Source organism: Mumia sp. zg.B53 (assembly GCF_019550935.1).
Classification (GTDB): Bacteria; Actinomycetota; Actinomycetes; order Propionibacteriales; family Nocardioidaceae; genus Mumia.
Genome location: NZ_JAHWCK010000006.1, coordinates 251,609 through 273,621, shown reverse-complemented (window position 1 = coordinate 273,621; position 22,013 = coordinate 251,609). Strand labels below are relative to the sequence as shown.

General features: G+C 70.5%; 27 protein-coding genes. 7 read left to right on the top strand and 20 right to left on the bottom strand.

What is annotated here, in order from left to right; translation table 11 throughout:
• Positions 1-95 precede the first annotated feature (95 nt).
• Positions 96-1,340, top strand: coding sequence for a DUF349 domain-containing protein (locus tag KV102_RS18415; RefSeq protein ID WP_220344604.1), 1,245 nt, complete (start codon positions 96-98; stop codon positions 1,338-1,340).
• Between the two features lie 103 nt (positions 1,341-1,443).
• Here KV102_RS18415 and KV102_RS18410 read toward each other — a convergent pair whose 3' ends face one another.
• The 18 genes from KV102_RS18410 to thrS all read right to left on the bottom strand — a co-directional run bounded on the left by KV102_RS18410 (position 1,444) and on the right by thrS (position 17,008).
• Positions 1,444-3,774 (bottom strand): bifunctional (p)ppGpp synthetase/guanosine-3',5'-bis(diphosphate) 3'-pyrophosphohydrolase, encoded by a 2,331-nt coding sequence (locus tag KV102_RS18410; protein WP_220344602.1) that lies wholly within the window; start codon positions 3,772-3,774, stop codon positions 1,444-1,446.
• 196 nt (positions 3,775-3,970) lie between these two features.
• Positions 3,971-4,510, bottom strand: coding sequence for an adenine phosphoribosyltransferase (locus tag KV102_RS18405; RefSeq protein WP_220347143.1), 540 nt, complete (start codon positions 4,508-4,510; stop codon positions 3,971-3,973).
• Positions 4,510-4,839, bottom strand: coding sequence for a preprotein translocase subunit YajC (gene yajC / locus KV102_RS18400; protein ID WP_220347142.1), 330 nt, complete (start codon positions 4,837-4,839; stop codon positions 4,510-4,512). The genes KV102_RS18405 and yajC overlap by 1 nt, the downstream gene beginning before the upstream one ends.
• Before the next feature lie 65 nt (positions 4,840-4,904).
• Positions 4,905-5,981 (bottom strand): Holliday junction branch migration DNA helicase RuvB, encoded by a 1,077-nt coding sequence (ruvB, locus tag KV102_RS18395; protein WP_220344752.1) that lies wholly within the window; start codon positions 5,979-5,981, stop codon positions 4,905-4,907.
• Positions 5,982-5,995: 14 nt separating this feature from the next.
• Positions 5,996-6,625 (bottom strand): Holliday junction branch migration protein RuvA, encoded by a 630-nt coding sequence (ruvA, locus tag KV102_RS18390; protein ID WP_220347141.1) that lies wholly within the window; start codon positions 6,623-6,625, stop codon positions 5,996-5,998.
• Complete coding sequence (ruvC, locus tag KV102_RS18385) at positions 6,622-7,233, bottom strand: crossover junction endodeoxyribonuclease RuvC (protein WP_220347140.1); 612 nt, start codon at positions 7,231-7,233, stop codon at positions 6,622-6,624. The genes ruvA and ruvC overlap by 4 nt, the downstream gene beginning before the upstream one ends.
• Positions 7,234-7,431: 198 nt before the next feature.
• Positions 7,432-7,605, bottom strand: coding sequence for a CsbD family protein (locus KV102_RS18380; RefSeq protein WP_220344593.1), 174 nt, complete (start codon positions 7,603-7,605; stop codon positions 7,432-7,434).
• A gap of 91 nt (positions 7,606-7,696) precedes the next feature.
• Entirely contained in the window at positions 7,697-8,071 is a 375-nt protein-coding gene (locus tag KV102_RS18375; protein WP_220347139.1) for a hypothetical protein, read from the bottom strand.
• 109 nt (positions 8,072-8,180) lie between these two features.
• Positions 8,181-8,942 (bottom strand): YebC/PmpR family DNA-binding transcriptional regulator, encoded by a 762-nt coding sequence (locus KV102_RS18370; RefSeq protein WP_220347138.1) that lies wholly within the window; start codon positions 8,940-8,942, stop codon positions 8,181-8,183.
• Between the two features lie 62 nt (positions 8,943-9,004).
• Complete coding sequence (gene pdxT / locus KV102_RS18365; RefSeq protein ID WP_220347137.1) at positions 9,005-9,622, bottom strand: pyridoxal 5'-phosphate synthase glutaminase subunit PdxT; 618 nt, start codon at positions 9,620-9,622, stop codon at positions 9,005-9,007.
• Positions 9,619-10,209: a hypothetical protein gene (locus tag KV102_RS18360; protein ID WP_220344586.1), complete on the bottom strand. Its 591-nt coding sequence runs from the start codon at positions 10,207-10,209 to the stop codon at positions 9,619-9,621. Before KV102_RS18360 ends, pdxT begins: the two co-directional genes overlap by 4 nt.
• Before the next feature lie 3 nt (positions 10,210-10,212).
• The gene (pdxS, locus tag KV102_RS18355) at positions 10,213-11,136 is read right to left on the bottom strand and encodes a pyridoxal 5'-phosphate synthase lyase subunit PdxS (protein ID WP_220347136.1); all 924 of its coding nucleotides are present in this window, start codon (positions 11,134-11,136) and stop codon (positions 10,213-10,215) included.
• A 102-nt stretch (positions 11,137-11,238) separates the two neighbouring features.
• Positions 11,239-11,832 (bottom strand): hypothetical protein, encoded by a 594-nt coding sequence (locus KV102_RS18350; protein ID WP_220344583.1) that lies wholly within the window; start codon positions 11,830-11,832, stop codon positions 11,239-11,241.
• Entirely contained in the window at positions 11,829-12,938 is a 1,110-nt protein-coding gene (locus KV102_RS18345) for a glycosyltransferase family 4 protein (RefSeq protein ID WP_220347135.1), read from the bottom strand. Before KV102_RS18345 ends, KV102_RS18350 begins: the two co-directional genes overlap by 4 nt.
• Positions 12,935-13,858 carry a phosphatidylinositol mannoside acyltransferase gene (locus KV102_RS18340; RefSeq protein WP_220347134.1) on the bottom strand — a complete coding sequence of 308 codons (924 nt, stop codon included), beginning with the start codon at positions 13,856-13,858 and terminating at the stop codon, positions 12,935-12,937. Before KV102_RS18340 ends, KV102_RS18345 begins: the two co-directional genes overlap by 4 nt.
• Positions 13,855-14,463 (bottom strand): phosphatidylinositol phosphate synthase, encoded by a 609-nt coding sequence (pgsA, locus tag KV102_RS18335; RefSeq protein ID WP_220344578.1) that lies wholly within the window; start codon positions 14,461-14,463, stop codon positions 13,855-13,857. Before pgsA ends, KV102_RS18340 begins: the two co-directional genes overlap by 4 nt.
• Positions 14,463-15,011 carry an HIT domain-containing protein gene (locus KV102_RS18330; protein ID WP_220344576.1) on the bottom strand — a complete coding sequence of 183 codons (549 nt, stop codon included), beginning with the start codon at positions 15,009-15,011 and terminating at the stop codon, positions 14,463-14,465. The genes pgsA and KV102_RS18330 overlap by 1 nt, the downstream gene beginning before the upstream one ends.
• Positions 15,008-17,008 (bottom strand): threonine--tRNA ligase, encoded by a 2,001-nt coding sequence (gene thrS / locus KV102_RS18325; RefSeq protein ID WP_220347133.1) that lies wholly within the window; start codon positions 17,006-17,008, stop codon positions 15,008-15,010. The genes KV102_RS18330 and thrS overlap by 4 nt, the downstream gene beginning before the upstream one ends.
• Positions 17,009-17,168: 160 nt before the next feature.
• Between thrS and KV102_RS18320 the strand changes: the two genes are divergently transcribed.
• The 5 genes from KV102_RS18320 (at position 17,169) to KV102_RS18300 (ending at position 20,145) form a co-directional block, all read left to right on the top strand.
• Positions 17,169-17,645 carry a pyridoxamine 5'-phosphate oxidase family protein gene (locus KV102_RS18320; protein ID WP_220347132.1) on the top strand — a complete coding sequence of 159 codons (477 nt, stop codon included), beginning with the start codon at positions 17,169-17,171 and terminating at the stop codon, positions 17,643-17,645.
• Positions 17,646-17,707: 62 nt separating this feature from the next.
• Positions 17,708-18,403 (top strand): energy-coupling factor ABC transporter permease, encoded by a 696-nt coding sequence (locus tag KV102_RS18315; protein ID WP_220347131.1) that lies wholly within the window; start codon positions 17,708-17,710, stop codon positions 18,401-18,403.
• Positions 18,400-18,726, top strand: a complete 327-nt coding sequence (locus tag KV102_RS18310; RefSeq protein ID WP_220347130.1) for a PDGLE domain-containing protein — start codon at positions 18,400-18,402, stop codon at positions 18,724-18,726. Before KV102_RS18315 ends, KV102_RS18310 begins: the two co-directional genes overlap by 4 nt.
• Before the next feature lie 10 nt (positions 18,727-18,736).
• The gene (gene cbiQ / locus KV102_RS18305; protein ID WP_220347129.1) at positions 18,737-19,408 is read left to right on the top strand and encodes a cobalt ECF transporter T component CbiQ; all 672 of its coding nucleotides are present in this window, start codon (positions 18,737-18,739) and stop codon (positions 19,406-19,408) included.
• On the top strand, positions 19,405-20,145 hold the full coding sequence (locus KV102_RS18300) for an energy-coupling factor ABC transporter ATP-binding protein (RefSeq protein WP_220344567.1): 741 nt from the start codon (positions 19,405-19,407) through the stop codon (positions 20,143-20,145). The genes cbiQ and KV102_RS18300 overlap by 4 nt, the downstream gene beginning before the upstream one ends.
• Positions 20,146-20,154: 9 nt before the next feature.
• Here the strand turns inward: KV102_RS18300 and KV102_RS18295 are convergent, their stop codons facing one another.
• Both KV102_RS18295 and KV102_RS18290 read right to left on the bottom strand, forming a co-directional pair.
• The gene (locus KV102_RS18295; RefSeq protein WP_220347128.1) at positions 20,155-20,796 is read right to left on the bottom strand and encodes a helix-turn-helix domain-containing protein; all 642 of its coding nucleotides are present in this window, start codon (positions 20,794-20,796) and stop codon (positions 20,155-20,157) included.
• 5 nt (positions 20,797-20,801) lie between these two features.
• Positions 20,802-21,236 (bottom strand): VOC family protein, encoded by a 435-nt coding sequence (locus KV102_RS18290; protein WP_220344563.1) that lies wholly within the window; start codon positions 21,234-21,236, stop codon positions 20,802-20,804.
• 103 nt (positions 21,237-21,339) lie between these two features.
• On the opposite strand from KV102_RS18290, the gene KV102_RS18285 reads away from it, so the two are divergent.
• Complete coding sequence (locus KV102_RS18285) at positions 21,340-22,002, top strand: maleylpyruvate isomerase N-terminal domain-containing protein (protein WP_220347127.1); 663 nt, start codon at positions 21,340-21,342, stop codon at positions 22,000-22,002.
• The last annotated feature ends 11 nt before the right edge of the window (positions 22,003-22,013 follow it).

Here is a 22,013-nt window from a genome sequence, read left to right as displayed (position 1 = left end):
GCGACGAGCGCCGCGCTCGCCAAACGGACGGACAGGAGCACCATCGGCCCGTCATCCTTCTAGACTGTGCCCGACACAACGGACAAGGTGGATACGTGAGCGAGAACCTCTCGAACCCTTCTGAGGCCTGGGGCCGCATCGACGACCAGGGGACGGTGTACGTCCGGACCCGGGACGGCGAGCGCGTCGTCGGGCAGTGGCCGGACGGCGACCCGGCCGAGGCCATGGCCCTCTTCACCCGCCGCTACGAAGGGCTCGCGGTCGAGGTGGAGCTCCTCGAGAAGCGGATCGCCTCCGACAGCCTGTCGCCGGAGGACGCCAAGCGTGCCGTCGACCAGGTCCGTACGGCCGTCGACAACGCGGCCGCCGTCGGAGACCTCGACGCCCTGAAGGACCGGCTCGACGCGCTCGGCCCGCTGATCGAGGCCCAGCGTGAGCGCCGAAAGGCCGCCCGCGCGGAGCGAGCCGCCGAAGCGCAGGTCCAGAAGGAGGAGATCGCGCGCACCGCCGAGGAGATCGCCGTCAGCGACGACTGGCGACGGGGCGCCGACCGTCTGCGCGAGATGCTCGAGCAGTGGAAGTCGCTCCCCCGGCTCGACAAGGCCGTCGACGACGAGCTGTGGCACCGGTTCTCCACCGCCCGTACGGCCTACACCCGCCGCCGCAAGGCGCACTTCGCGGAACAGAACGAGCGGCGTGGTCAGGCCCAGCAGATCAAGGAGCGCCTCACCCTGGAGGCCGAGGCGCTCGCCGACTCCACCGACTGGGGACCGACCGCCGGCAAGTTCCGTGACCTCATGGCGCAGTGGAAGGCCGCCGGCCCGGCGCCGCGCGGGATCGACGACCGCTTGTGGAAGAGGTTCCGCGGCGCTCAGGACACGTTCTTCGGCGCGCGCGACGAGGCCAACTCGCGCCTCGACGAGGAGTACGCCGCCAACGCCGAGGTCAAGCTGGAGATCCTCGCCGAGGCCGAGGCGCTCCTGCCCATCGAGGACCTGGACGCTGCTCGTGCCGCATGGCGCGGCATCGCCGACCGCTGGGAGGCCGCCGGCAAGGTGCCGCGTGGGCAGATGAAGGAGCTCGAAGGCCGTCTGCGCGCGGTCGAGAAGGCGATCGCCTCCGCCGCCGACGAGGAGTGGCGCCGGAGCAACCCGGAGACGCGTGCCCGTGTCGACGACACGGTGAGCAAGCTCGAGAAGTCCGTGGCTGACATCGAGGCCCAGCTGGAGTCGGCCAAGACATCGGGCAACGACCGCAAGATCCGCGAGCTGCAGGATGCGCTCGAGGCCCGGCAGGCGTGGCTGGACCAGGCACGCAAGTCCGCGGCCGAGCTCACCTGACCCGTCCGTGCTCGCGGGTCGCCGACGGTGACCCGCGAGCGCCAGACGGTGACCCGCGAGCGCCAGACGGTGACCCGCGAGCGCCAGACGGTGACCCGCGAGGCTACTGGTTGACGCGGTAGACGTCGAAGACGCCCTCGACCGTGCGTACGGCCTTGAGGACGTGACCGAGGTGCGCCGGGTCCCCCATCTCGAAGGTGAAGGTCGACTTCGCCACGCGATCGCGCCCGGTCGACAGCGACGCCGACAGGATGTTGACGTGCTGGTCGGAGAGCACACGCGTCAGGTCCGACAGCAGCCGCGCCCGGTCGAGCGCCTCCACCTGGATCGCGACCAGGAACATGCTCGACGCGCTGGGCGCCCACTCGACGTCGACGAGCCGCTCCTGCTCCTTGAGCAGGCTCGTGGCGTTGGTGCACGACCGCCGGTGGACCGAGACCCCCTGGGTGCGGGTCACGAAGCCGATGATGTCGTCGCCCGGCACCGGGGTGCAGCAGCGCGCCAGCTTGATCGCCACCGAGCCGTCCATGCCCTTGACCAGGACACCCGGGTCGCCACGGCGCACACGGCGACGGCGCGTGGACTCGTCGGGGACCAGCACCGCCTCGGCGAGATCCTCGGTCGCACCCTCCTCGCCGCCGAGGAACGCGAGCACCCGCTCGACGACGTTCTGCGGGCTCACGCGTCCCTCGCCCAGCGCCGCGTAGAGCGAGGTCACGTCCGACAGGTGCAGATCCTTGGCCACCGTCGCCAACGTCTCGTGCTTCAGGAGACGCTGCAGCGGCAGGCCCTCCTTGCGCATCTGCCGCGTCAGGGCGTCCTTGCCGCGTTCGACCGCCTCGTCGCGCCGTTCCTTGGTGAACCACTGCTTGATCTTGTTGCGCGCCCGCGGGCTCTTGACGAAGTCCAGCCAGTCTCGGCTGGGTCCGGCGCCGGGTGCCTTGGACGTGAAGACCTCGACGACGTCGCCGTTCTCGAGCTTGGACTCGAGCGACACCAGGCGCCCGTTGACACGCGCACCGATGGTGGCGTGCCCGACCTCGGTGTGGACCGAGTAGGCGAAGTCGATCGGTGTGGCGCCGGCGGGCAGCCCGATCACGTCACCGGCAGGCGTATAGACGTAGACCTGGTCGGACAGGTCGAAGCGAAGGCTCTCGAGGAAGTCCTGCGACTCCTCGTTCTCCTGCTGCCACTCGAGGAGCTGGCGGATCCACCCGAGGTCGTCGGTCCCGTCGGCCTTGCCCGCGGGCGCGCCGGCGGCACCCTTGACCGCGCCGTCCTCCTTGTACTTCCAGTGGGCCGCGACGCCGTACTCGGCGCGCCGGTGCATCTGCCTGGTCCGGATCTGGAGCTCGACCGCGTTGCCCTGCGGACCGATGACGGTCGTGTGCAGCGACTGATACATGTTGAACTTCGGCATCGCGATGTAGTCCTTGAACCGGCCAGGCACAGGGTTCCAGCGCGAGTGGACGACGCCGAGCACCGCGTAGCAGTCGGTCAGCGAGTCGACGAGCACGCGGATGCCGACCAGGTCGTAGATGTCGGCGAAGTCGCGGCCGCGCACGATCATCTTCTGGTAGATCGAGTAGTAGTGCTTGGGTCGCCCCGTCACCGTCGCCTTGATCTTGGACCGCTTGAGGTCCTCGTTGACCTGGCTGATGACCGTCGACATGAAGTCCTCGCGCGACGGCGCGCGGTCGGCGACGAGGCGGACGATCTCGTCGTACACCTTCGGGTGGAGGGTCGCGAACGACAGGTCCTCGAGCTCCCACTTGATGGTGTTCATGCCGAGACGGTGCGCGAGCGGCGCATAGATCTCGATCGTCTCGCGGGCCTTGCGCTCCTGCTTGTCCTGCCGCAGGTAGCGCAGCGTACGCATGTTGTGGAGGCGGTCGGCCAGCTTGATGATGAGCACTCTGATGTCACGGCTCATCGCGACGATCATCTTGCGGATCGTCTCGGCCTCGGCGTTCTCGCCGTAGCGGACCTTGTCGAGCTTGGTCACACCGTCGACGAGCTGTCCGACCTCCTCACCGAAGTCCTTGGTGAGCTGGTCGAGCGTGTAGGGCGTGTCCTCGACGGTGTCGTGGAGGAGCGCGGCGACGATCGTCGGCGGGGTCATGCCCAGCTCGGCGAGGATCGTGGAGACCGCTAGCGGGTGCGTGATGTAAGGGTCACCGCTCTTGCGCTTCTGACCGCGGTGCATCTTGGCCGCGATCCGGTAGGCACGGACGATCGCCGCGGTGTCGGCCTTCGGGTGGTTGGTGCGGACGATGCGCAGCAACGGGTCGAGAACGACCGGGTTGTCCGAGGACGACCGTCCACCACCGAGCCGGGCCAGACGGGAGCGAACCCGCGCGGGAGTCGGGACGGACTCCTTGCGGGGCTCAGACTCGGTACGAGCGCGATCGGCCACGTGCACCTCCCCTTCCATCGTAGGCCCGCCATCTTAGGGTGCCGGGACCAACGACATGGAAGGCGGTGACGCGAGCTGGGGATCAGCCGAAGAGGACACCGAACGCGGTGGCGCCGCCCGCGAGGACGAGGGCGATCACGACAACGATGGCGACCAGCTTGGTGCTCTCAGGGCTCACGCTGACAATCCTAACCGGCGGCTCGGCAGTGCCGGGTCAGTACGTCCGCAGGGCACCGAACCGCTCCGGGTCGAGCCGCGCCCGTCCGCCGAGCGCGCTGAGCTCCAGGACGACGACGTTGGCGGCGGCCTTGGCCCCGGCCTGCGCGATCACCGCGTCGACCGCGGCCATGGTGCCCCCGGTCGCGAGCACGTCGTCGACGACGAGCACGCGATCTCCGGGGGCGATGGCGTCGGTGTGGATCTCGACCGTCGCCGACCCGTACTCGAGGTCGTAGTCCTCGGCGTACGTCGTCGACGGCAGCTTGCCGGCCTTGCGTGCCGGGACGAACCCGGCGCCGAGGGCCACCGCGACCGGCGCCCCGAAGATGAAGCCGCGCGCCTCGATCCCGACGACCTTGTCGATGTCGGTCCCGGCGAGGTCTCTCCCCAGCGATGCCAGGGAGTCGACGGTGGTCCGGAAGCCCTCGGCGTCGGCCAGCAACGGCGTGACGTCACGAAACGTGATCCCCGTCTCCGGCCAGTCGAGGATGTCGCGGACCAGCGAGTCGAGCATCTCGTCGAGCCCGAGCGGCATCAGACCTTGCCGTCCTCATCCTCGATCGGACGGGTCTCGACGACCTCGTGGGTCGCGGTGCCGGCGTCGGTGCCGTCGATGATCTTGGCGACGACGTTGCGGTGGACCTCGATGTCGACACCGGGGGCGATCTCGAGCGTCATCGTCTCGTCCTCAAGAGCCTTCACCGTCCCGAAGACGCCGCTGGTGAGCATGACGCGAGAGCCGACGACCACGCGATCCTGCATGCTCAGGAACTCGCGGCGACGCTTGCCCTGCGGGCGGATGATGAAGAGATAGAAGATGGCGACGAGCAGGATGATCGGCAGCAGTGCTGCGAGGTCGTTCACGGGTGGCTCCAGCCAGGTCGGTGTCAGGGGGCTTCGTGGTGCGGGACGAGTCTAGCCGGAGCCCGTCAGTCCAACGGCAACGTGGGATCGGCGGTCGTCGTCGGTGGAGTCAGCCCGAGATGCCTCCACGCGGCCGCCGTCGCGACGCGTCCCCGGGGCGTGCGGGCCAGGAACCCCTGGCGTACGAGGAAGGGCTCGGCGACCTCCTCGACGGTCTCCCGCTCCTCGGCGACCGCGACGGCGAGGGTCGAGACACCGACCGGCCCGCCCCCGAAGCTGCGGCACAGCGCGTCCAGCACCGCACGGTCGAGACGGTCCAGGCCGATCTGGTCCACCTCGTAGAGGTCCAGCGCGCGGTGGGCGATGTCGAGGTCGACGACCCCGCTCCCCCGGACCTCGGCGTAGTCGCGGACCCGGCGAAGGAGCCGGTTGGCGATCCGTGGCGTGCCGCGCGACCGCGACGCGATCTCGAAACCGCCCTTGGGTGTTGTCTGGACGCCGAGCAACGCTGCGGAACGGTCGACGATCCGGTGGAGCTCGGTGGCCTCGTAGTACTCCAGCTGCGCGGTGAACCCGAACCGGTCGCGCAGCGGTCCCGGCAGCAGACCGGCCCGCGTCGTGGCGCCGACGAGCGTGAACTGCGGGATCTGCAGCGGGATGGCCGTCGCTCCTGGACCCTTGCCGATCACGACGTCGACCCGGAAGTCCTCCATCGCCATGTAGAGGAGCTCCTCGGCGGGACGCGACATCCGGTGGATCTCGTCGACGAACAGCACGTCGCCCTCGTTGATCCCCGACAGGATCGCGGCGAGGTCTCCGGCGTGCTGGATCGCGGGCCCGCTCGTGAGCCGCAGCGCCGTGCCCAGCTCGGCGGCGATGATCATCGCCAGGGTGGTCTTGCCGAGCCCGGGAGGACCCGAGAGCAGGACGTGGTCGGGCGTACGACCGCGCGCCCGCGCCGCGGTCAGCATCAGCGCGAGCTGCTCGCGGACACGCTCCTGCCCGATCAGCTCGTCGAGCGACCGAGGGCGCAGAGCCGCCTCGTACGCCTGCTCGTCGGAGACGACGTCCGGGCCGACGAGCCGCGCTTCGAGCTCGGCCCGCTCGGCCGCCTCGAGCCGGCTGGTGTCCTGCTCCTCCATGCCGATCTCCTCCCTCATGCCTTCGAGAGCGTACGGAGGGCCGCGCGCAGCAGGACGGACACGTCGACCGCGCCGGTCCCCTCGATCTGCTCGGTGGCGACAGTGACCACGGCGGCGACCGCGGACTCCGCCTCGCGGGTGCTCCATCCGAGCCCGACCAGGGCGGCGTGCACCTGAGGACGCCAGTCCGCGTCGGCGGGCGTCGAGGCAGGTGCGGTCGCGGTCGCCTGGGAGACAGCCGCCGCAGCACCGAGACGGTCCTTGAGCTCGAGCACGATCCGCTGGGCTCCCTTGCGCCCGATGCCGGGGACCTTCGTGAGCGCGACGAGGTTCTCCTCGGCGACCGCACGGCGCAGACCCTCGGGGCCGAGGACCGCGATGATCGCCTGCGCGACCTTGGGGCCCACGCCGCTGGCGGTCTGAGCGAGCTCGAAGGTGTCACGCTCGTCGTCGTCGGCGAAGCCGTACAGCGTCATCGAGTCCTCGCGCACCACGAGGCTGGTCGAGACCTGCGCCTGCTCACCGTGCCGGAGGTCGGCCAGCGTGCCCGGCGTGCACTGCACGAGCATCCCGACCCCGCCGACGTCGAGGACGGCGGAGTCGAGGGCGGTCGAGGCGACGGTGCCGCGGACGAAGGCGATCATCGAGGCTTCCTCTCGGGGAATCTGGGGTTGGTGCGCGCAGCGCCTGGGATGCGGGAACGGATGGGCTCGGCGGCCGTCCGCATCGGACCTGACGGGCGTGCCGCGGCGGCGAGGGCGTCGTCGAGCCGGCTGACCGACGTGCCGCGCCAGACGTGGCAGATCGCGAGGGCGAGCGCGTCGGCGGCGTCGGCGGGGCGCGGCGCCTCGACCAGGCCGAGGATCCGCTTGACCATCGCCGTGACCTGCGCCTTGTCGGCGCGACCGTTGCCGGTGACCGCCGCCTTGACCTCGCTCGGGGTGTGGAGGACGACGGGGAGGCCGTGGCGGGCTGCGACGACCATCGCGACCCCGCTGGCCTGGGCGGTGCCCATGACGGTCGAGACGTTGTTCTGGCTGAAGACACGCTCGATCGCGACCACGTCCGGCCGGTGCGTGGCGATGGCTTCGGCCAGGCCGCGTTCGATCGCGAGGAGCCGGTGGGCGACGTCGTCGGCGGCCGGCGTACGGATCACCCCCACCGAGACCGCCCGCAGAGCGCCCCCCACGCGTCCGTCGACCACGCCGACCCCGCACCGCGTCAGGCCGGGGTCGACTCCGAGAACACGCATCGCGCCGGCGGTCATGCCACCTCGCGGAGGACCCGCAGCGAACACATGTTCGACACCCTAGTCGCACGACGGACGAGTGTGGCGGCGACGCGCCGAGGACCCGTACGAACGACGAGGCCCCTCCACGGCGTACGTGGAGGGGCTTCGTGTCGTAACCTCCACGGCGTACGTGGAGGAGACTTGCGCCGAGCGCGGCGGCTACTTCTTGAAGGCGTCCTTGACGTTGTCGCCGGCCTTCTTGAAGTCGGCCTTGCTCTGGTCGGCCTTGCCCTCGGACTCCTGCGACGTGTCGCCGCGGAGCTTGCCGGAGGCCTCCTTGGCCTTGCCCTCGACGTCCTCGGCCAGGTGCTTCAGCTTGTCATCCAGACCCATCGCACTCACTCCTCGAGATCGGGTTCGGGTGTACCCCGACCCTAGGACGGATCGAGCGCGGGCGCAGATCGCCGTGGCGCGCGCAGACCCATCACCCCGAGCCCGAGTTATCCCCCAGGTGGGGCGACTGCATCGGGTGCCCCCACCCGCCGGTGGTGCCAGGCCCAGGCGGCGGCGCGTACGGAGCCTGCGATGCGTCGTCGCTGGTGCTCACCGTCAGGGGCAGCGCGTACACCGCGTCGCCCAGCTCTCTCATCCGGGCCTTCGACGTCGCGCGTCCCGGGGCCGGCTCGACGTGCACGACGACCCCGCCGCGGGTGACCACGAGAGGGCGCCGGCCCACCTCGGCCGTCGGTGCGACTCCCTCGCCCGCCAGCTCGCGCATCCACGGGAGCGGGTCGGGGAGAGTGCCTCGCCGACGTCGCGCGATCCGCCACATGATCCCGCCGGGCCTCAGGATGTCCATGGCCCATCCTGGCACGCCGGCAGCTCGGGCAGGCGGGTTCGCCGCGCGCCTTCCGCCCGGCACGGGAGAATCCCTCCGCCCCGAGCCGGGCAGAAGGTGGAGCGGCGTGTCAGCCGACCTGCGCCATGACCTCGTCGGAGGCGTCGAAGTTGGCGAACACGTTCTGGACGTCGTCACAGTCCTCGAGGGCGTCGATGAGCCGGAGGACCTTGCCGGCCGCGTCGGCGTCGACCTCGACGGTCATGGAGGGCACGAACGACGACTCGGCGGAGTCGTAGTCGATCCCGGCGTCCTGGAGAGCCGTGCGCACCGCGACCACGTCGCCGGCCTCGCTGATCACCTCGAACGAGCCGTCGTGGTCGTTGACGTCCTCGGCGCCCGCGTCGAGCACCACCTCGAGGACGTCGTCCTCCGCGAGCGTCTTGCCGTCCTGCTCGGCCGGGACGATGACGACGCCCTTGCGGGAGAACATGTAGGACACCGAGCCGGGGTCGGCCATGTTGCCGCCGTTGCGGGTCATCGCCGTCCGGACCTCCATGGCCGCACGGTTCTTGTTGTCGGTGAGGCACTCGACGAGCAGCGCGACACCGCCGGGGGCGTAGCCCTCGTACATGATCGTCGTGTAGTCGACGCCCGCGCCGTCGAGACCGCCGCCGCGCTTCACGGCGCGGTCGATGTTGTCGTTGGGGACCGACGACTTCTTGGCCTTCTGGATCGCGTCGTAGAGCGTCGGGTTGCCCGCGGGGTCAGGCCCGCCGGTGCGTGCGGCGACCTCGATGTTCTTGATCAGCTTGGCGAACATCTTGCCGCGCTTGGCGTCGATGACCGCCTTCTTGTGCTTGGTGGTCGCCCACTTGGAGTGGCCAGACACGGCACTCACCTGCTCTCGCTGTTACGACGGCGTACGGCCGCGGCTCGCGACCGCCCTCGATCCTAGCGGCTGGCCACGTCGCCGTTCGCGTGCACCGACCGGACGAACATCTGGTGGAGGCGGTGGTCCGCCCCGAGCTCGGGGTGGAAGGACGCGGCGAGCAACGCCCCCTGCCGCACCACGACCGGGCGGCGCCCCTGGTCGCCGCGGTCGACCGCCGCGAGGACCTCGACACCGGGACCGTGGCTCTCGACCCAGGGACCGCGGATGAACACCGCGTGCAGCGGGTCGTCGAGGCCCTGGACCCGGAGATCGGTCTCGAAGGAGTCGACCTGCCGGCCGAACGCGTTCCTCCGCACGGTCACGTCCATCCCGCCGAAGGTCTGCTGGTCGTCGGTGCCGCCCTCGACGCGGTCGGCGAGCAGGATCATCCCGGCACAGGTCCCCAGCACCGGCATGCCCGACCCGATGCGCTCACGGATCGGGTCGCGGAGCTCGAAGGCCCGCGACAGCTTGTCGATGGTGGTCGACTCCCCGCCCGGCACGACGAGGGCGTCGACCACGTCGAGCTCGCTCGGCCGCCGCACGGTGGTCGCCTCCGCGCCGCTCGCCGCGAGCATCCGGAGATGCTCCCGGACGTCGCCCTGAAGGGCGAGGACACCGACCCGGGGCGCACTCACGCGTCGGTGAGGCGACGGTGCCAGAACGCCCGGACCTCGATCCGTCCTTCGTCGAAGTGCGCCGCGAGACCGGCAGCGTCCAGCGTCGCGACGACCGCGGAGCACAAAGGGTCGCCGTCGGCGATGTTGGCGGAGTCGGGGTGCCACACGTTGACCTCGAGCATCCCGTGATCGACGGCGTGCCAGACATCGGACGGCGTGAACCACACGATGCCTCGGAGCGCGCTCCCCGTGGCTCCCCCGGCCGCCTCGCGCACGACGCCGGCCGCCGCCCAGTGGTCGTCGACGCCCTGGAGCACGACGAAGCCAGCGGCCTCCAGTGCCTGGAAGGCCTCCTGCAGCGCGTCGTAGTCGGTGCGCGCCGGCCAGCCCGACTGCTCCTCCGCGAGCGCCGCGCGCTCGTCGTCGACGAGTCGCTGGGCCTCGGTCCGGGCCTTCGTGTCAACCAGCCCGGCATCCTCGCGTGCCGCGATCTCGACCTCGGTGACGCAGGCAGCGCGCTCGGTGAGGCCGGCGCGTACGAGGACCCGGGCGTAGCTCCGCAGCGCGTCGGCGTCGGTCAGGCGCGGTGCTGAGAAGAAAGGCACCGTTCACCAGCCCCGCTCGGCCAGCCGGTGCGGCTCGGGGAGGTCGGCGACGTTGATGCCGACCATCGCCTCGCCGAGCCCGCGCGAGACCTTGGCGATGACGTCGGGGTCGTCGTAGAAGGTGGTGGCCTTCACGACCGCGGACGCGCGCTCGGCCGGGTTGCCCGACTTGAAGATGCCCGAGCCGACGAACACGCCCTCGGCACCGAGCTGCATCATCATGGCGGCGTCCGCGGGCGTCGCGATGCCTCCCGCGGTGAAGAGCACTACGGGCAGCGCGCCCTTCTCGGCGACCTCGCGGACCAGCTCGTATGGCGCCTGAAGCTCCTTGGCCGCCACGTAGAGCTCGTCGGCCGGAAGCGTCTGGAGACGGCGGATCTCATCACGCATCGCCCGCATGTGGGTCGTCGCGTTGGAGACGTCGCCCGTGCCGGCCTCGCCCTTGGACCGGATCATCGCCGCACCCTCGGTGATGCGACGAAGCGCCTCGCCCAGGTTGGTCGCGCCGCACACGAACGGCACCGTGAAGGCCCACTTGTCGATGTGGTGGGCGTAGTCGGCGGGTGTGAGGACCTCGGACTCGTCGATGTAGTCGACGCCGAGGGACTGCAGCACCTGCGCCTCGACGAAGTGGCCGATGCGCGCCTTGGCCATCACCGGGATGGAGACGGCCTCGATGATGCCGTCGATCAGGTCGGGGTCGCTCATGCGGGCCACGCCGCCCTGGGAGCGGATGTCGGCGGGCACGCGCTCGAGGGCCATGACCGCGACGGCACCGGCATCCTCGGCGATCTTGGCCTGCTCGGCGTTGACGACGTCCATGATGACGCCGCCCTTGAGCATCTCCGCCATGCCGCGCTTCACGCGTGCGGTGCCCGTGTCCTCCCGGGACACGGCCGGTGTCGGGGCAGTCGGGTTCTCGGACATCGTTCACCTCGGGGCCTGGGACGCGGTGCGCCCGCTCGGACATTGGCCTCATCGTACGACCGTGCACCGACGCCGGAGCGGTCCCGCCACGAGGTGAGCCGATCAGCCCTGCTGCTGCCCCATCTCGGAGGAGGCCACGGGGCGCTCGTGCGCGACGAGGTGCGGCGGCGGCGTGTCGTCGAAGTCCATCCGATTCGGCCACGGCGCGTAGCCGGCGAGCCTCGCCCACCGTACGATCCGCTTGCGCCGCATCCGCTGGGTGCGGGCGACGAGGTCGTCGTGGAAACGGTGCGCCAGCTGGACGCGTTCGCACGCGTCGCCGAGGTCGGCCAGCAGCTCGGCCTGCGGCTCGTCGGCGGCCGCCCACAGCGCGTCGACGTCCTCGGCGTCACCGAAGACGGTGCGCATGACCTCGCTCAGCGCCGTCTCCCGCTCGGCCTGGTCGCTCTTGCCGATCGCCGCGCGCGAGGCATCGGCGGCTTCGACCGCGACCAGAGCGCTGGCAGGGTCCAGGACTCCGCCCACCGCGACGTTGCGCAGGCACGTCGACCGGTCGAGGAGCTGACGGTCCAACGAGGCCTGGGCGGTCGCCAGACGGATGTGCAGCCGGTCGAGCCGGCCGGCCGTCGTCGACAGCGCGACCGTGATCGCCGCGACCACGGCACCGACGACGAGGATCCACTCGAGCGTGCTCATCCGACGCTGCCTCCTCCGAGGACTGTCTCGTACACACGGACCACCTGCGGCGCGACCACACTCCAGTCGTACCGCCGGACCTCGCGTCGCGCCAGGTCCGCACGTGCCTGACGAGCCCGGTCCTCGAGCGTCGAGACGAGGGTCTTGGCCAAAGCCCCGGGGTCCTCGTTGGCGAAGAGGGCACCGAGGCGGCCGTTCTCGAGCACGTCCGCGAACGCGCGGATGTCGCTGGCCACCACTGGTGCGCCCGCCGCCATCGCCTCGATGAGGACGATGCCGAAGCTCTCGCCACCGGTGTTCGGCGCGACGTAGACGTCGGCCCGGGCGAGCAGCTGGGCGCGCTCGGCGTCCGAGACCCGCCCGACGACCTCGACGTGGTGGCGCAGCCCCTCGGGGACCATCGCCGACCCGACCTTGGGGTCCCCCGCCCCGGCGACGACGAGACGGAGGTCAGGGAACCGGTCGACCACCGGCGGCAGGGCGCCCAGCAGGACGGGAAGACCCTTGCGTGCCTCCTCGAACCGCCCCAGGAACAGCAGCTCCGTGCGGCCGGTGGTCCCCGCGCTCCGCGGTACGGCGTCGAAGTCGTCGACGTAGAGGCCGTTCGGGATGATCACCGAGTCGCCGCCCTGGTACTGCTCGACCACGCGGTGCGCCTCCCGCGAGACCGTGATCCGCGCGCTGAGCTTCTCCATCGCCGGGCGCAGCAGCGACTCCGTCGCCGCGAGAGCGCGCGAGCGGCCGATGGAGGTGTGGATCGTCGCGATCGAGACCCCGGAAGACAGGCTCAGCGCCACCAGCGAGACGCTCGGCGTGGCCGGGTCGTGGACGTGCAGCACGTCGAAGCGGCCGTCGCGCAGCCAGCGTCGGGTGCGGGCCATCGCCATCGGCCCGAACGACACGCGCGCGACGGCACCGTTGTAGCGGACGGGCACGGCGCGGCCGGCCGGTGTCACGTAGTCGGGCAGGTCGTCGTCGTCGGCGGCCGGCGCGAGCACCGACACCTCCACGCCCAGCCCTCCGAGCGTCCGGGAGAGGTCCAGGACGTGGTTCTGGACGCCGCCGGGGACGTCGAACGAGTACGGGCAGACCATCCCGATCCTCATCGCACGCCTCCGTCCGGAAGCCGGTCGACCTCGAAGACGCGCTGGAGCATGTGCCAGTCGGCGGGGCTGCGGCGGATCTCTGCGCTGAAGACGTCGGCGAGGTCCTGCGCCATCGCCACCAGTCCGTCCGGGCCTTCCCGGGTCGGCACGACCTCGTGCACGGTCATGCGCAGCCGGTCCTGCTCGTACCGCGAGGTCGCCGCGAAGAGCGCCGCCCCGGTCTGCTGCGCGAGGAGCGCCGGTCCGACGGGCATCCGCGCCTTCTCGCCCAAGAGGTCGACGACAAGTCCGCTGCGGGACATGTCGCGGTCGGCGAGCAGACACACGAAGCCCCCCGCCCGCAGGTGCGCGGCGAGCCGCGGCATCGTCGGCTCTCCACCGGTCAGCGGGAGCACCGTCATGCCGAGTCCCTCGCGGAACGCGACGAACTCGTCGTACAGGCGCTCGGGCCTGAGACGCTCCATCACCGTCATCAACGGGAGGCCCTGGCTCAGCGCCCAGGCGCCCATGAGGTCCCAGTTGCCCATGTGCGGCAGTGCGGCGATCATCCCCCGCCCCTGCGCCTTCAACGCGAACACGCGCTCGGGATGGTCGACCGTGATCCAGTCGTCGACGGTGTCGGCGGTGAAGCGCGGGAGACGGAACACCTCCCCCCAGTAGCGCAGGTAGGAGCGCATGGCGTCTCGCCCGAGCTCGTCGAGCTCTCCGGCCGTCGCGTCCGGCACCGCCCGCGACAGGTTCGAGCGCAAGCGGTCGATGCTGCTCCCGCCGCGCGCGTACAGACGGTCGGCGGTCGTCCGCATGGCCCGGTCGACGAAGGGCTGCGGCAGCCGGACCGCGAGGTCCCAGCCGATCGTGTACGCCGCAGCCTCCGCGTGCGTACGCGCCACGTCCAGGACGCGACCGCTGGGGGAACTCATACGTCCGCCAACGACTGCTTCCGCACCATCAGGATGCGCTGCACGACCGTGATCGTGCTCGCGACCGCCAGCGTCCAGAGCACGATCGTGCGGAGGATCGGCAGGTCGAAGATGCCCGACAGGCCGGTCATCATGAGGATCGCGACGAGCCGGTCCGAGCGCTCGGCGATGCCGCCCTTGGCCTCCATGCCGAGCGACTCCGCCCGGGCACGGGCGTACGAGGTCAGCTGCCCGCCGACCAGGCACCACAGTGCGACGGACGTGAGCACGAGGTCGTCCCCCGTGCCCGCGTACCAGAGGACGAGCCCGCCGAAGACCGCCGCGTCGCCGATCCGGTCGAGGGTGGAGTCGAGGAAGGCACCCCAGGCGCTCGACCGTCCCGACTTGCGGGCCATGAGGCCGTCGATCATGTCCGAGAACACGAAGAGGGTGATCACGGCGGCACCGAGGAAGAACTGTCCCCGCGGGAAGAACCAGAGGGCGGCGGAGGTGACCCCCAGCGTCCCGACGAACGTGACCGCGTCGGGGCTGACCCCGAGTCGGAGCAGCAGGTCGGCGATCGGCGACATGATCCGAGCCCAGGTCGCGCGGAACCTCTCGAGCATCAGGCGTTCCACGCTTTCGCGAGCAGGTCACGCGTCTGCGACAGCAGCTGCGGCATCACCTTGGTGTGCCCCGTGACGGTGATGTAGTTGGAGTCGCCCATCCAGCGCGGGACGACGTGCTGGTGGAGGTGCTGCGACAACGACCCGCCCGCCACCGCCCCGAGGTTGAGGCCGACGTTGAACGCGGCCGGCGCGCTGACGTGCTTGAGCACCCGCAACGCCTGCTGCGTGGTTGCCGTGAGCTCCCACGCCTCGTCGTCGGTCAGCTCCTCGAGCTCTCCCACGTGGCGGTTGGGCACGACCATCAGGTGACCCGGGTTGTACGGGTGCAGGTTGAGCACCGTGTAGACGTGGTCACCGCGAGCGACGATCAACGTCTCCTCGTCGGGCCGCTGCTGCATCACGCAGAACGGGCAGCCCCCCTCGCGTGGGCCGGTATCGGTGATGTAGGCCATCCGGTGCGGGGTCCAGAGCCGGTCGAAGTCCTCGAATCCGGTCTCGGGGCGTCCCCACGGGCCGGAGTCGCCGGCGTCGTGTCCAGACGTCATACCTGGGCCCGGTCGGCGATGGCCTGCGCGATGCGGGCGACCGCATCGTCGAGGGCGACGCCGTTGTCCTGGCTGCCGTTGCGGTAGCGGAACGACACCGCGCCGGCCTCGACGTCGTCGTCACCCGCGATCAGCATGAAGGGGATCTTCTGCGTCTGCGCGTTGCGGATCTTCTTCTGCATGCGGTCGTCGGCCTCGTCCACCTCGACCCGGATGCCCTGCGCCTGCAGCGTCGCCGCTACCTCGCGCAGGTAGTCGACGTGCCGCTCGGCGACTGGGATCGCGACGGCCTGGACGGGCGCGAGCCAGGGAGGAAAGGCGCCGGCGTAGTGCTCGACGAGCACCCCGAGGAACCGCTCGATCGAGCCGAACTTGGCCGAGTGGATCATCACCGGCTGCTGCCGTGAGCCGTCGGCGGCGACGTACTCCAGGTTGAACCGGTCGGCGGAGGGCTGGTTGAAGTCGTACTGGACGGTGCCCATCTGCCAGGTCCGGCCGATGGCGTCGCGCGCCTGGACGGAGATCTTGGGACCGTAGTAGGCAGCTCCGCCCGGGTCGGGCACGAGCTCGAGCCCGGTGCGGAGGGCGACGTCGGCGAGGACCTTGGTCGCGGTCGTCCAGTCCTCCTCCGACCCGATGAACTTGTCCTTGGCCGCGTCGCGGGTGGACAGCTCGAGGTAGAAGTCGTCGAGACCGAAGTCGCGCAGCACGCTGAGCATGAAGCCCAGCAGGTGCTCGACCTCGTCGGGGGCCTGCTCGGGAGTGCAGTAGGAGTGCGAGTCGTCCTGCGCGAATCCGCGCACGCGAGTCAGGCCGTGCACGACGCCCGACTTCTCGTGCCGGTAGACGCTGCCGAACTCGAACAGCCGCAGCGGCAGCTCGCGGTAGGACCGCTGCCGGGACCGGTAGATCAGGTTGTGCATCGGGCAGTTCATCGCCTTGAGGCGGTAGTCCATGCCGTCGACGTCGAGGGGCGGGAACATCCCCTCTCCGTAGTACGGGAGGTGCCCGGAGGTGTAGAACAGCTCCTCCTTGGCGATGTGCGGGGTGCCGACGTACTGGAACCCCTCCTCGATGTGCCGGCGACGGACGTAGTCCTCCATCTCCCGCTTGATCACCCCGCCCTTGGGGTGGAAGACGGGGAGCCCGGAGCCGATCTCGTCAGGGAAGCTGAAGAGGTCGAGCTCGCGGCCGAGCTTGCGGTGGTCGCGGCGCTCGGCCTCCTCGATCCGGTGCAGGTAGGCCTCCAGCGCCTCCTTCGACTCCCAGGCGGTGCCGTAGATGCGCTGGAGCTGCTTGTTCTTCTCGTCGCCTCGCCAGTACGCCGCCGCGCTCCGCATGAGCGTGAAGGCGGGGATGCGCTTGGTGGTGGGCAGGTGGGGTCCGCGGCACAGGTCGGTCCACACCCGCTCGCCGCGACGGTCGAGGTTGTCGTACATCGTGAGGCCACCGGAGCCGACCTCGACGCTCGCGCCCTCGGCGGCGTGGTCCAGGTCGTCGCTGCCCGCAGTGCTCTTGAGCCCGATCAGCTCGAGCTTGTAGGGCTCGTCGGCGAGCTCTACCCGCGCCTCCGCGTCGTCGATCGCGCGGCGAGAGAAACGCTGGTTCTCCTTGATGATCTTGCGCATCCGGGACTCGATCTTGGCCAGGTCCTCGGGCACGAAGGGGGTCTCGACGTCGAAGTCGTAGTAGAAGCCGTTCTCCACCGGAGGCCCGATGCCCAGCTTGGCCTCCGCGAACAGCTGCTGGACCGCCTGCGCCATCACGTGGGCGGTGGAGTGCCGCAGGATGTCGCGGCCGTCCTTGCTGGTGATCGCGACCGGCTCGACGGCGTCGCCGCCCACCAGCTCGTACGCCAGGTCCTTGAGGTCACCGTTGACCCGGGCCGCGACGACGTCGGGGTTCTCGGCGAACAGCTCCCACGCCTTCGTGCCGGACGTCACCGTGCGCTCGGCCTTGGAGTCAGGGCCGACGACGAGGACTACGAGCTCGGACACGGGTGCTCCTCAGGTGGTGCGGACAGACGCCTCGATGCTATCTGCAAGGCCGCCGTGGCCGCGCACCCCTTTGGTCGTGGTCTGTTCTGGCGCTCGAAAGGCGCGCAGCATGGCGACGCCCCGGCTGGGTACCTCGTCGGCACGCCACGGAGGGAGAGTCATGACCGACGAGCAGAGCACGCTCCTCGAGCTGCTGGACGATCTCAGGATCGCGATGTTCACGACCGTGGACATCGACGGGACGATCACGAGCCGGCCGATGGCCCGCCAGCAGGTCGAGCCGAGCGCCGACATGTGGTTCATCACCGCACGGGACTCTCGGCAGGTCGCCCACATCACCGCCCGTCCGCACGTGGGCATCACGTTCTCCTCGCCGAGCACCTGGGTGTCGTTGAACGGGACGGCGACCGTCGTCGACGACCCGGCGAAGCTCGAGGAGCTCTGGAACACGTTCGCGGAGGCATGGATGCCCGAGGGACCCGACGACCCCAACGTCGTCCTGATCCGGGTCGACCTCCAGGGCGGCGAGTACTGGGACACGCCCGGCGGGCGCGTCGCGTCTCTGATCAGCCTGGCCAAGGCAAAGATCACCGGCAACGCCTACGACGGCGCAGACAACGAACGCGTCGACCTCTAGGGCCGAGCGGTCGGCCATGAGACCCCATGGCCGACCCCTCGCCTTCGACTTACAGTCGTCAGGTGCACGTACCCGACGGCTTCCTCGACGCATCCACCTCGGTCGCGACCGGCGCCGCCGCCGTCGCCGGCCTCGCGCTCGCCCTCCGCGGCGCGCGACGTGAGCTGGACGACCGGACCGCCCCGATGGCCGGACTGGTGGCCGCCTTCGTCTTCGCCACCCAGATGATCAACTTCCCCGTCGGGGCCGGCACGAGCGGGCACCTCCTCGGAGGCGTGCTCGCCGCGGTCCTGGTCGGACCGTGGACGGCGGTGCTGTGCATCAGCACCGTTCTCCTGGTCCAGTGCCTCCTCTTCGCCGACGGTGGCATCACAGCGCTCGGCACCAACATCACGCTCATGGGGCTCGTCGGCGTCGGGGTGGGTTGGCTGGTCCTCCGTCTGATCAAGGCCGTGCTGCCGGACCGGCTGGCGTCTGTCACGCCCGCCGCGGCGCTCGCTGCCCTGGTGTCCGTGCCGGCTGCCGCGCTCGCCTTCACCGGCCTCTACGCCGTCGGTGGCGAGGCGCCGATCCCGCTGGGGTCTCTCGCCACCGCGATGGTCGGCTGGCACACCGTCATCGGGCTCGGCGAGGCCGTGATCACCGGACTCGTGGTCAGCGCCGTGCTCGCCGTGCGTCCGGACCTCGTCTACGGGGCCCGGTCGGCACTGACGACGCGGACCTTGGAGCTCCGCCCCTCCAAGAGGGCGGCAGCGTGAGCGCGCGCCGGAAGCGGGTGTCGACCCGAGCCCTCGTCCTCGTCGGCGTCCTCGTCGCGCTCGTGCTGGCGGGGTTCGTCAGCCACTACGCCTCGAGCCACCCCGATGGGTTGGAGTTCGTCGCCGGTGACAAGGGGTTCCTCGGCACCGCGGAGGAACACCGCTCCTCGGCCGACAGCCCGATGTCGGACTACTCGACCAAGGGCATCGACAACCCTCGGCTCTCCGGCGCGGTCGCCGGCGTCACCGGTACGGTCCTGGTCCTCGTGATCGCCGGAGGTGTCGCACTCGTCGTGCGCCGCCGCGGGCGTCACACCGTCTGAGCACCTCGCGATGGGATCAGCGCACCGGCGCAGGACGCACGTCCCGGGACGTACGCCGGTGCACCGTGCGCCCGCACACCTCAAGCTGCTCGCACTGCTCGGGTTCATGCTCGTCGTCGTCGCCACACCTCGGACGGCGTACCCAGCGTTCGCCGCCTACGCGGCTGTGCTCGTCGCCCTGATCGTCATGGCGCGGGTGCCGCTCGGCTTCCTGCTGCCGCGGATGCTCGTCGAGGTCCCGTTCGTCGTCTTCGCCGTCCTGCTGCCGTTCATCGCCACCGGGCCCACGACGACGTTCCTCGGCCTCACGGTCAGCGAGCCCGGTCTCGAGGCAGCCGCGGCACTGCTCATCAAGGCCACGATCGGCGTCGCGGCGAGCCTGACGCTGGCCGCCACCACCGAGCCGCACGAGCTGCTGACCGGCCTCGGCCGGTTGAGGCTCCCCCATGAGATGGTCCAGATCATGGCGTTCATGATCCGTTACGTCGACGTCGTCGCCGACGAGATGCACCGCATGCGCATCGCCCGCGAGTCTCGCGGCTTCCGCGGCTCCTCGATCCGCCAGTGGGGTGTCCTCGGCCGTACAGCCTCAGCACTGTTCATCCGGTCCTACGAGCGTGGCGAGCGGGTGCACCTGGCGATGATGTCGCGGGGTCACGACCCGTCGGGCGGTCGATCGTGAGCGTCCCCGTCATCGACGTCCGCGGGCTGGCGTACGCCTATCCGGACGGCAGCCAGGTCCTGTACGGCGTCGACCTGCACATCCACGCCGGCGAGCGCGTCGCCCTCCTCGGACCCAACGGCGCGGGCAAGACCACGCTCGTGCTCCACCTCAACGGGATCCTGCTGCCCGGTGCGGGGACGGTGGCGGTCTCGGGGCTGCCTGTGGTGAAGAAGAACTTCCGGGAGATCCGGCGCCGGGTCGGCATCGTGTTCCAGGACCCCGACGACCAGCTGTTCTCCGCGACGGTCCGCGCCGACGTCGCGTTCGGCCCGGCAAACCTCGGCCTGCGCGGCGACGCGCTCGAGCAGCGGGTGATGCACGCGCTCGACCAGGTCGGCATGGCCGACTACGCCGACCACCCGCCCCACCACCTCTCCTTCGGCCAGCGACGGCGCGTGGCGGTGGCCACCGTGCTGGCGATGGAGCCGCAGATCCTCGTGCTCGACGAGCCGTCGTCGAACCTCGACCCGATGGCGCGCCGCGAGCTTGCCGACATCGTGCGCTCGCTGTCGGTCACGGTGCTGATGGTCACCCACGACCTCCCGTACGCGCTCGAGCTCTGCCCCCGGTCGGTGGTGCTCGCCGACGGGGTCGTGGCCGCCGACAGCGACACCCGCAAGCTGCTCTCCGACGAGGACTTCATGCGCGCTCACCGGCTCGAGCTGCCGTTCGGGTTCGACCCGCGGACGGTGTGAGGCCGTGGGTCACGCGGCGAGGTGGAACGTGCTCGCGAAGCGAGCGAGGAGATCGCCGCGACCACGAAGGACCTCGATCTCACCCGTGGCGAGCGCGCGATCGGGAGCGAGCTCGCCGGAGATGAGCCGACGGAGGCCGGGTCCCGCCGCGAACGCCAGGTCGACCGGCCCGTCTCCACGTGTGACCTGGAGCGTGGAGCCGTCCACCCGCACGAGCAGCTCGGCGGGACCGAGGCGTGCCGCGTAGGCGGTCGCCGGCAGCTCCAGGGCCACCTGCGGCCGGAAGGCGGTCCGCAGGGTCATGGTCAACGAGTCGGGCGTGACGACCTGCTCCTCTCGTGGCTCGTCCATCGCTTTGAAGCCCCACGCGCCGAGGGCCAGCACGACGGGCTCCAGCTCGCGTCCGAAGGGCGTCAGCTCGTAGACGATGACCCGCGAGCGCGGGACCCGGCGGAGGATGCCGGCCGCCTGGAGCTCCTTGAGCCGTGCCGCCAGGACGTTGCTCGGGATCCGGGGAAGTCCCGCGGCAAGCTCTCCGTAGCGGCGCGGCCCGACGAGCAGGTCGCGGACGATGAGGAGGGCCCAGCGCTCACCTACCAGCTCCAGGGCTCGGGTGATGCCGCACCACTGCCCGTAGTCGCGTGGCGCCATCGACCTCAGGCCTGCTGCTCCATGAAGGCCTCGGGACCTTGCTCGGCGGCGGCTTTGTCCATGTAGCCGAACTCGATGATGTTGCCGTCGGGGTCGGCGAGCCCACGCTGGTACATGAAGCCGTAGTCCGCAGGGGGACGAGGCTCGGAGCCGCCGGCACCGATGCCGTTGGCGACGGCCGCGTCGACCTCCTCCCGCGTGTCGACGAAGATCGCGGTGGACGAGGCTGGGCTCGCGGCCGGGTCACCGAGCGGGAGATCGGTGAAGGTCTGGAAGTAGTCGCGCACCAGGATCATGACGTAGCTGTGGTCCTCCTCGACCACGACGCAGGCAGCGTTGTGATCGGAGAAGGCTGGGTTGATGGTGAACCCGAGCGCTGTGTAGAACGCCTTCGCGCGCTCCAGGTCGGTCACCGGCAGGTTGACGAACATCGCGGTCATCGTGGGGTCTCCCTCATGGGTAGGTCGTGCGTCTTGCGGTTCCGTCACACTTGCAAAAAACAAGTGCCGAGGTCAAGACCTTGTCGACGGCTACATTTCCTGCATGACGCTCACCGTCCCGCTCGACGACGGCCGCGCTGCGTGCCTCGACACGATCGACGCGTTCGTGCGTGCCGTCGACGCTCTGAGCGAGTACGAGCTGCTCGGCGCCTCTCGCTGCCACGGCTGGAGTCGCCTCGACGTCGTGGTCCACGTCATCGGCGGATGGCAGGAGATGCTCGGGGGCCTGGTGTCCTCGGTCGACTCAGAGCCCACGGTCGATGCGGCCAGCTACTGGACGGCCTTCGTCGTCGAGTACGCGACCGACGACCCTGTCCCGGAGCTGATGTCGCAACGCCGTCGCACCATGGCGTACGCACGACCGGCCTCGGCGACAGCCCAGCTTCGCGACGTCGCCGCAGCGCTGCGCCGCGGGGTCCTCGCACTCGGCGAGCGCCCGCGTGCGCGGCAGTGGCACGTTTTCGCTCCTGGCGACTACCTGGCTGTCTGGGCCGTCGAGGTCGTGGTGCACCACCTCGATCTGCTGTCCGACGAGCCGCCACCGCCCGGCGCCCTCGCGCTCGCGCGAGCGACGGTCGAGGCCCTCGTCGACGAGCCCCTCCCGTCGTCGTGGACGGACCTGGACGTCACGCTCATCGGCACCGGTCGACAGCCCGCACCGGCGTGGCCGGGAAGCGCGACCGTCCGGTTCCCGGTCTTCGATTGACGGGCAGCCCG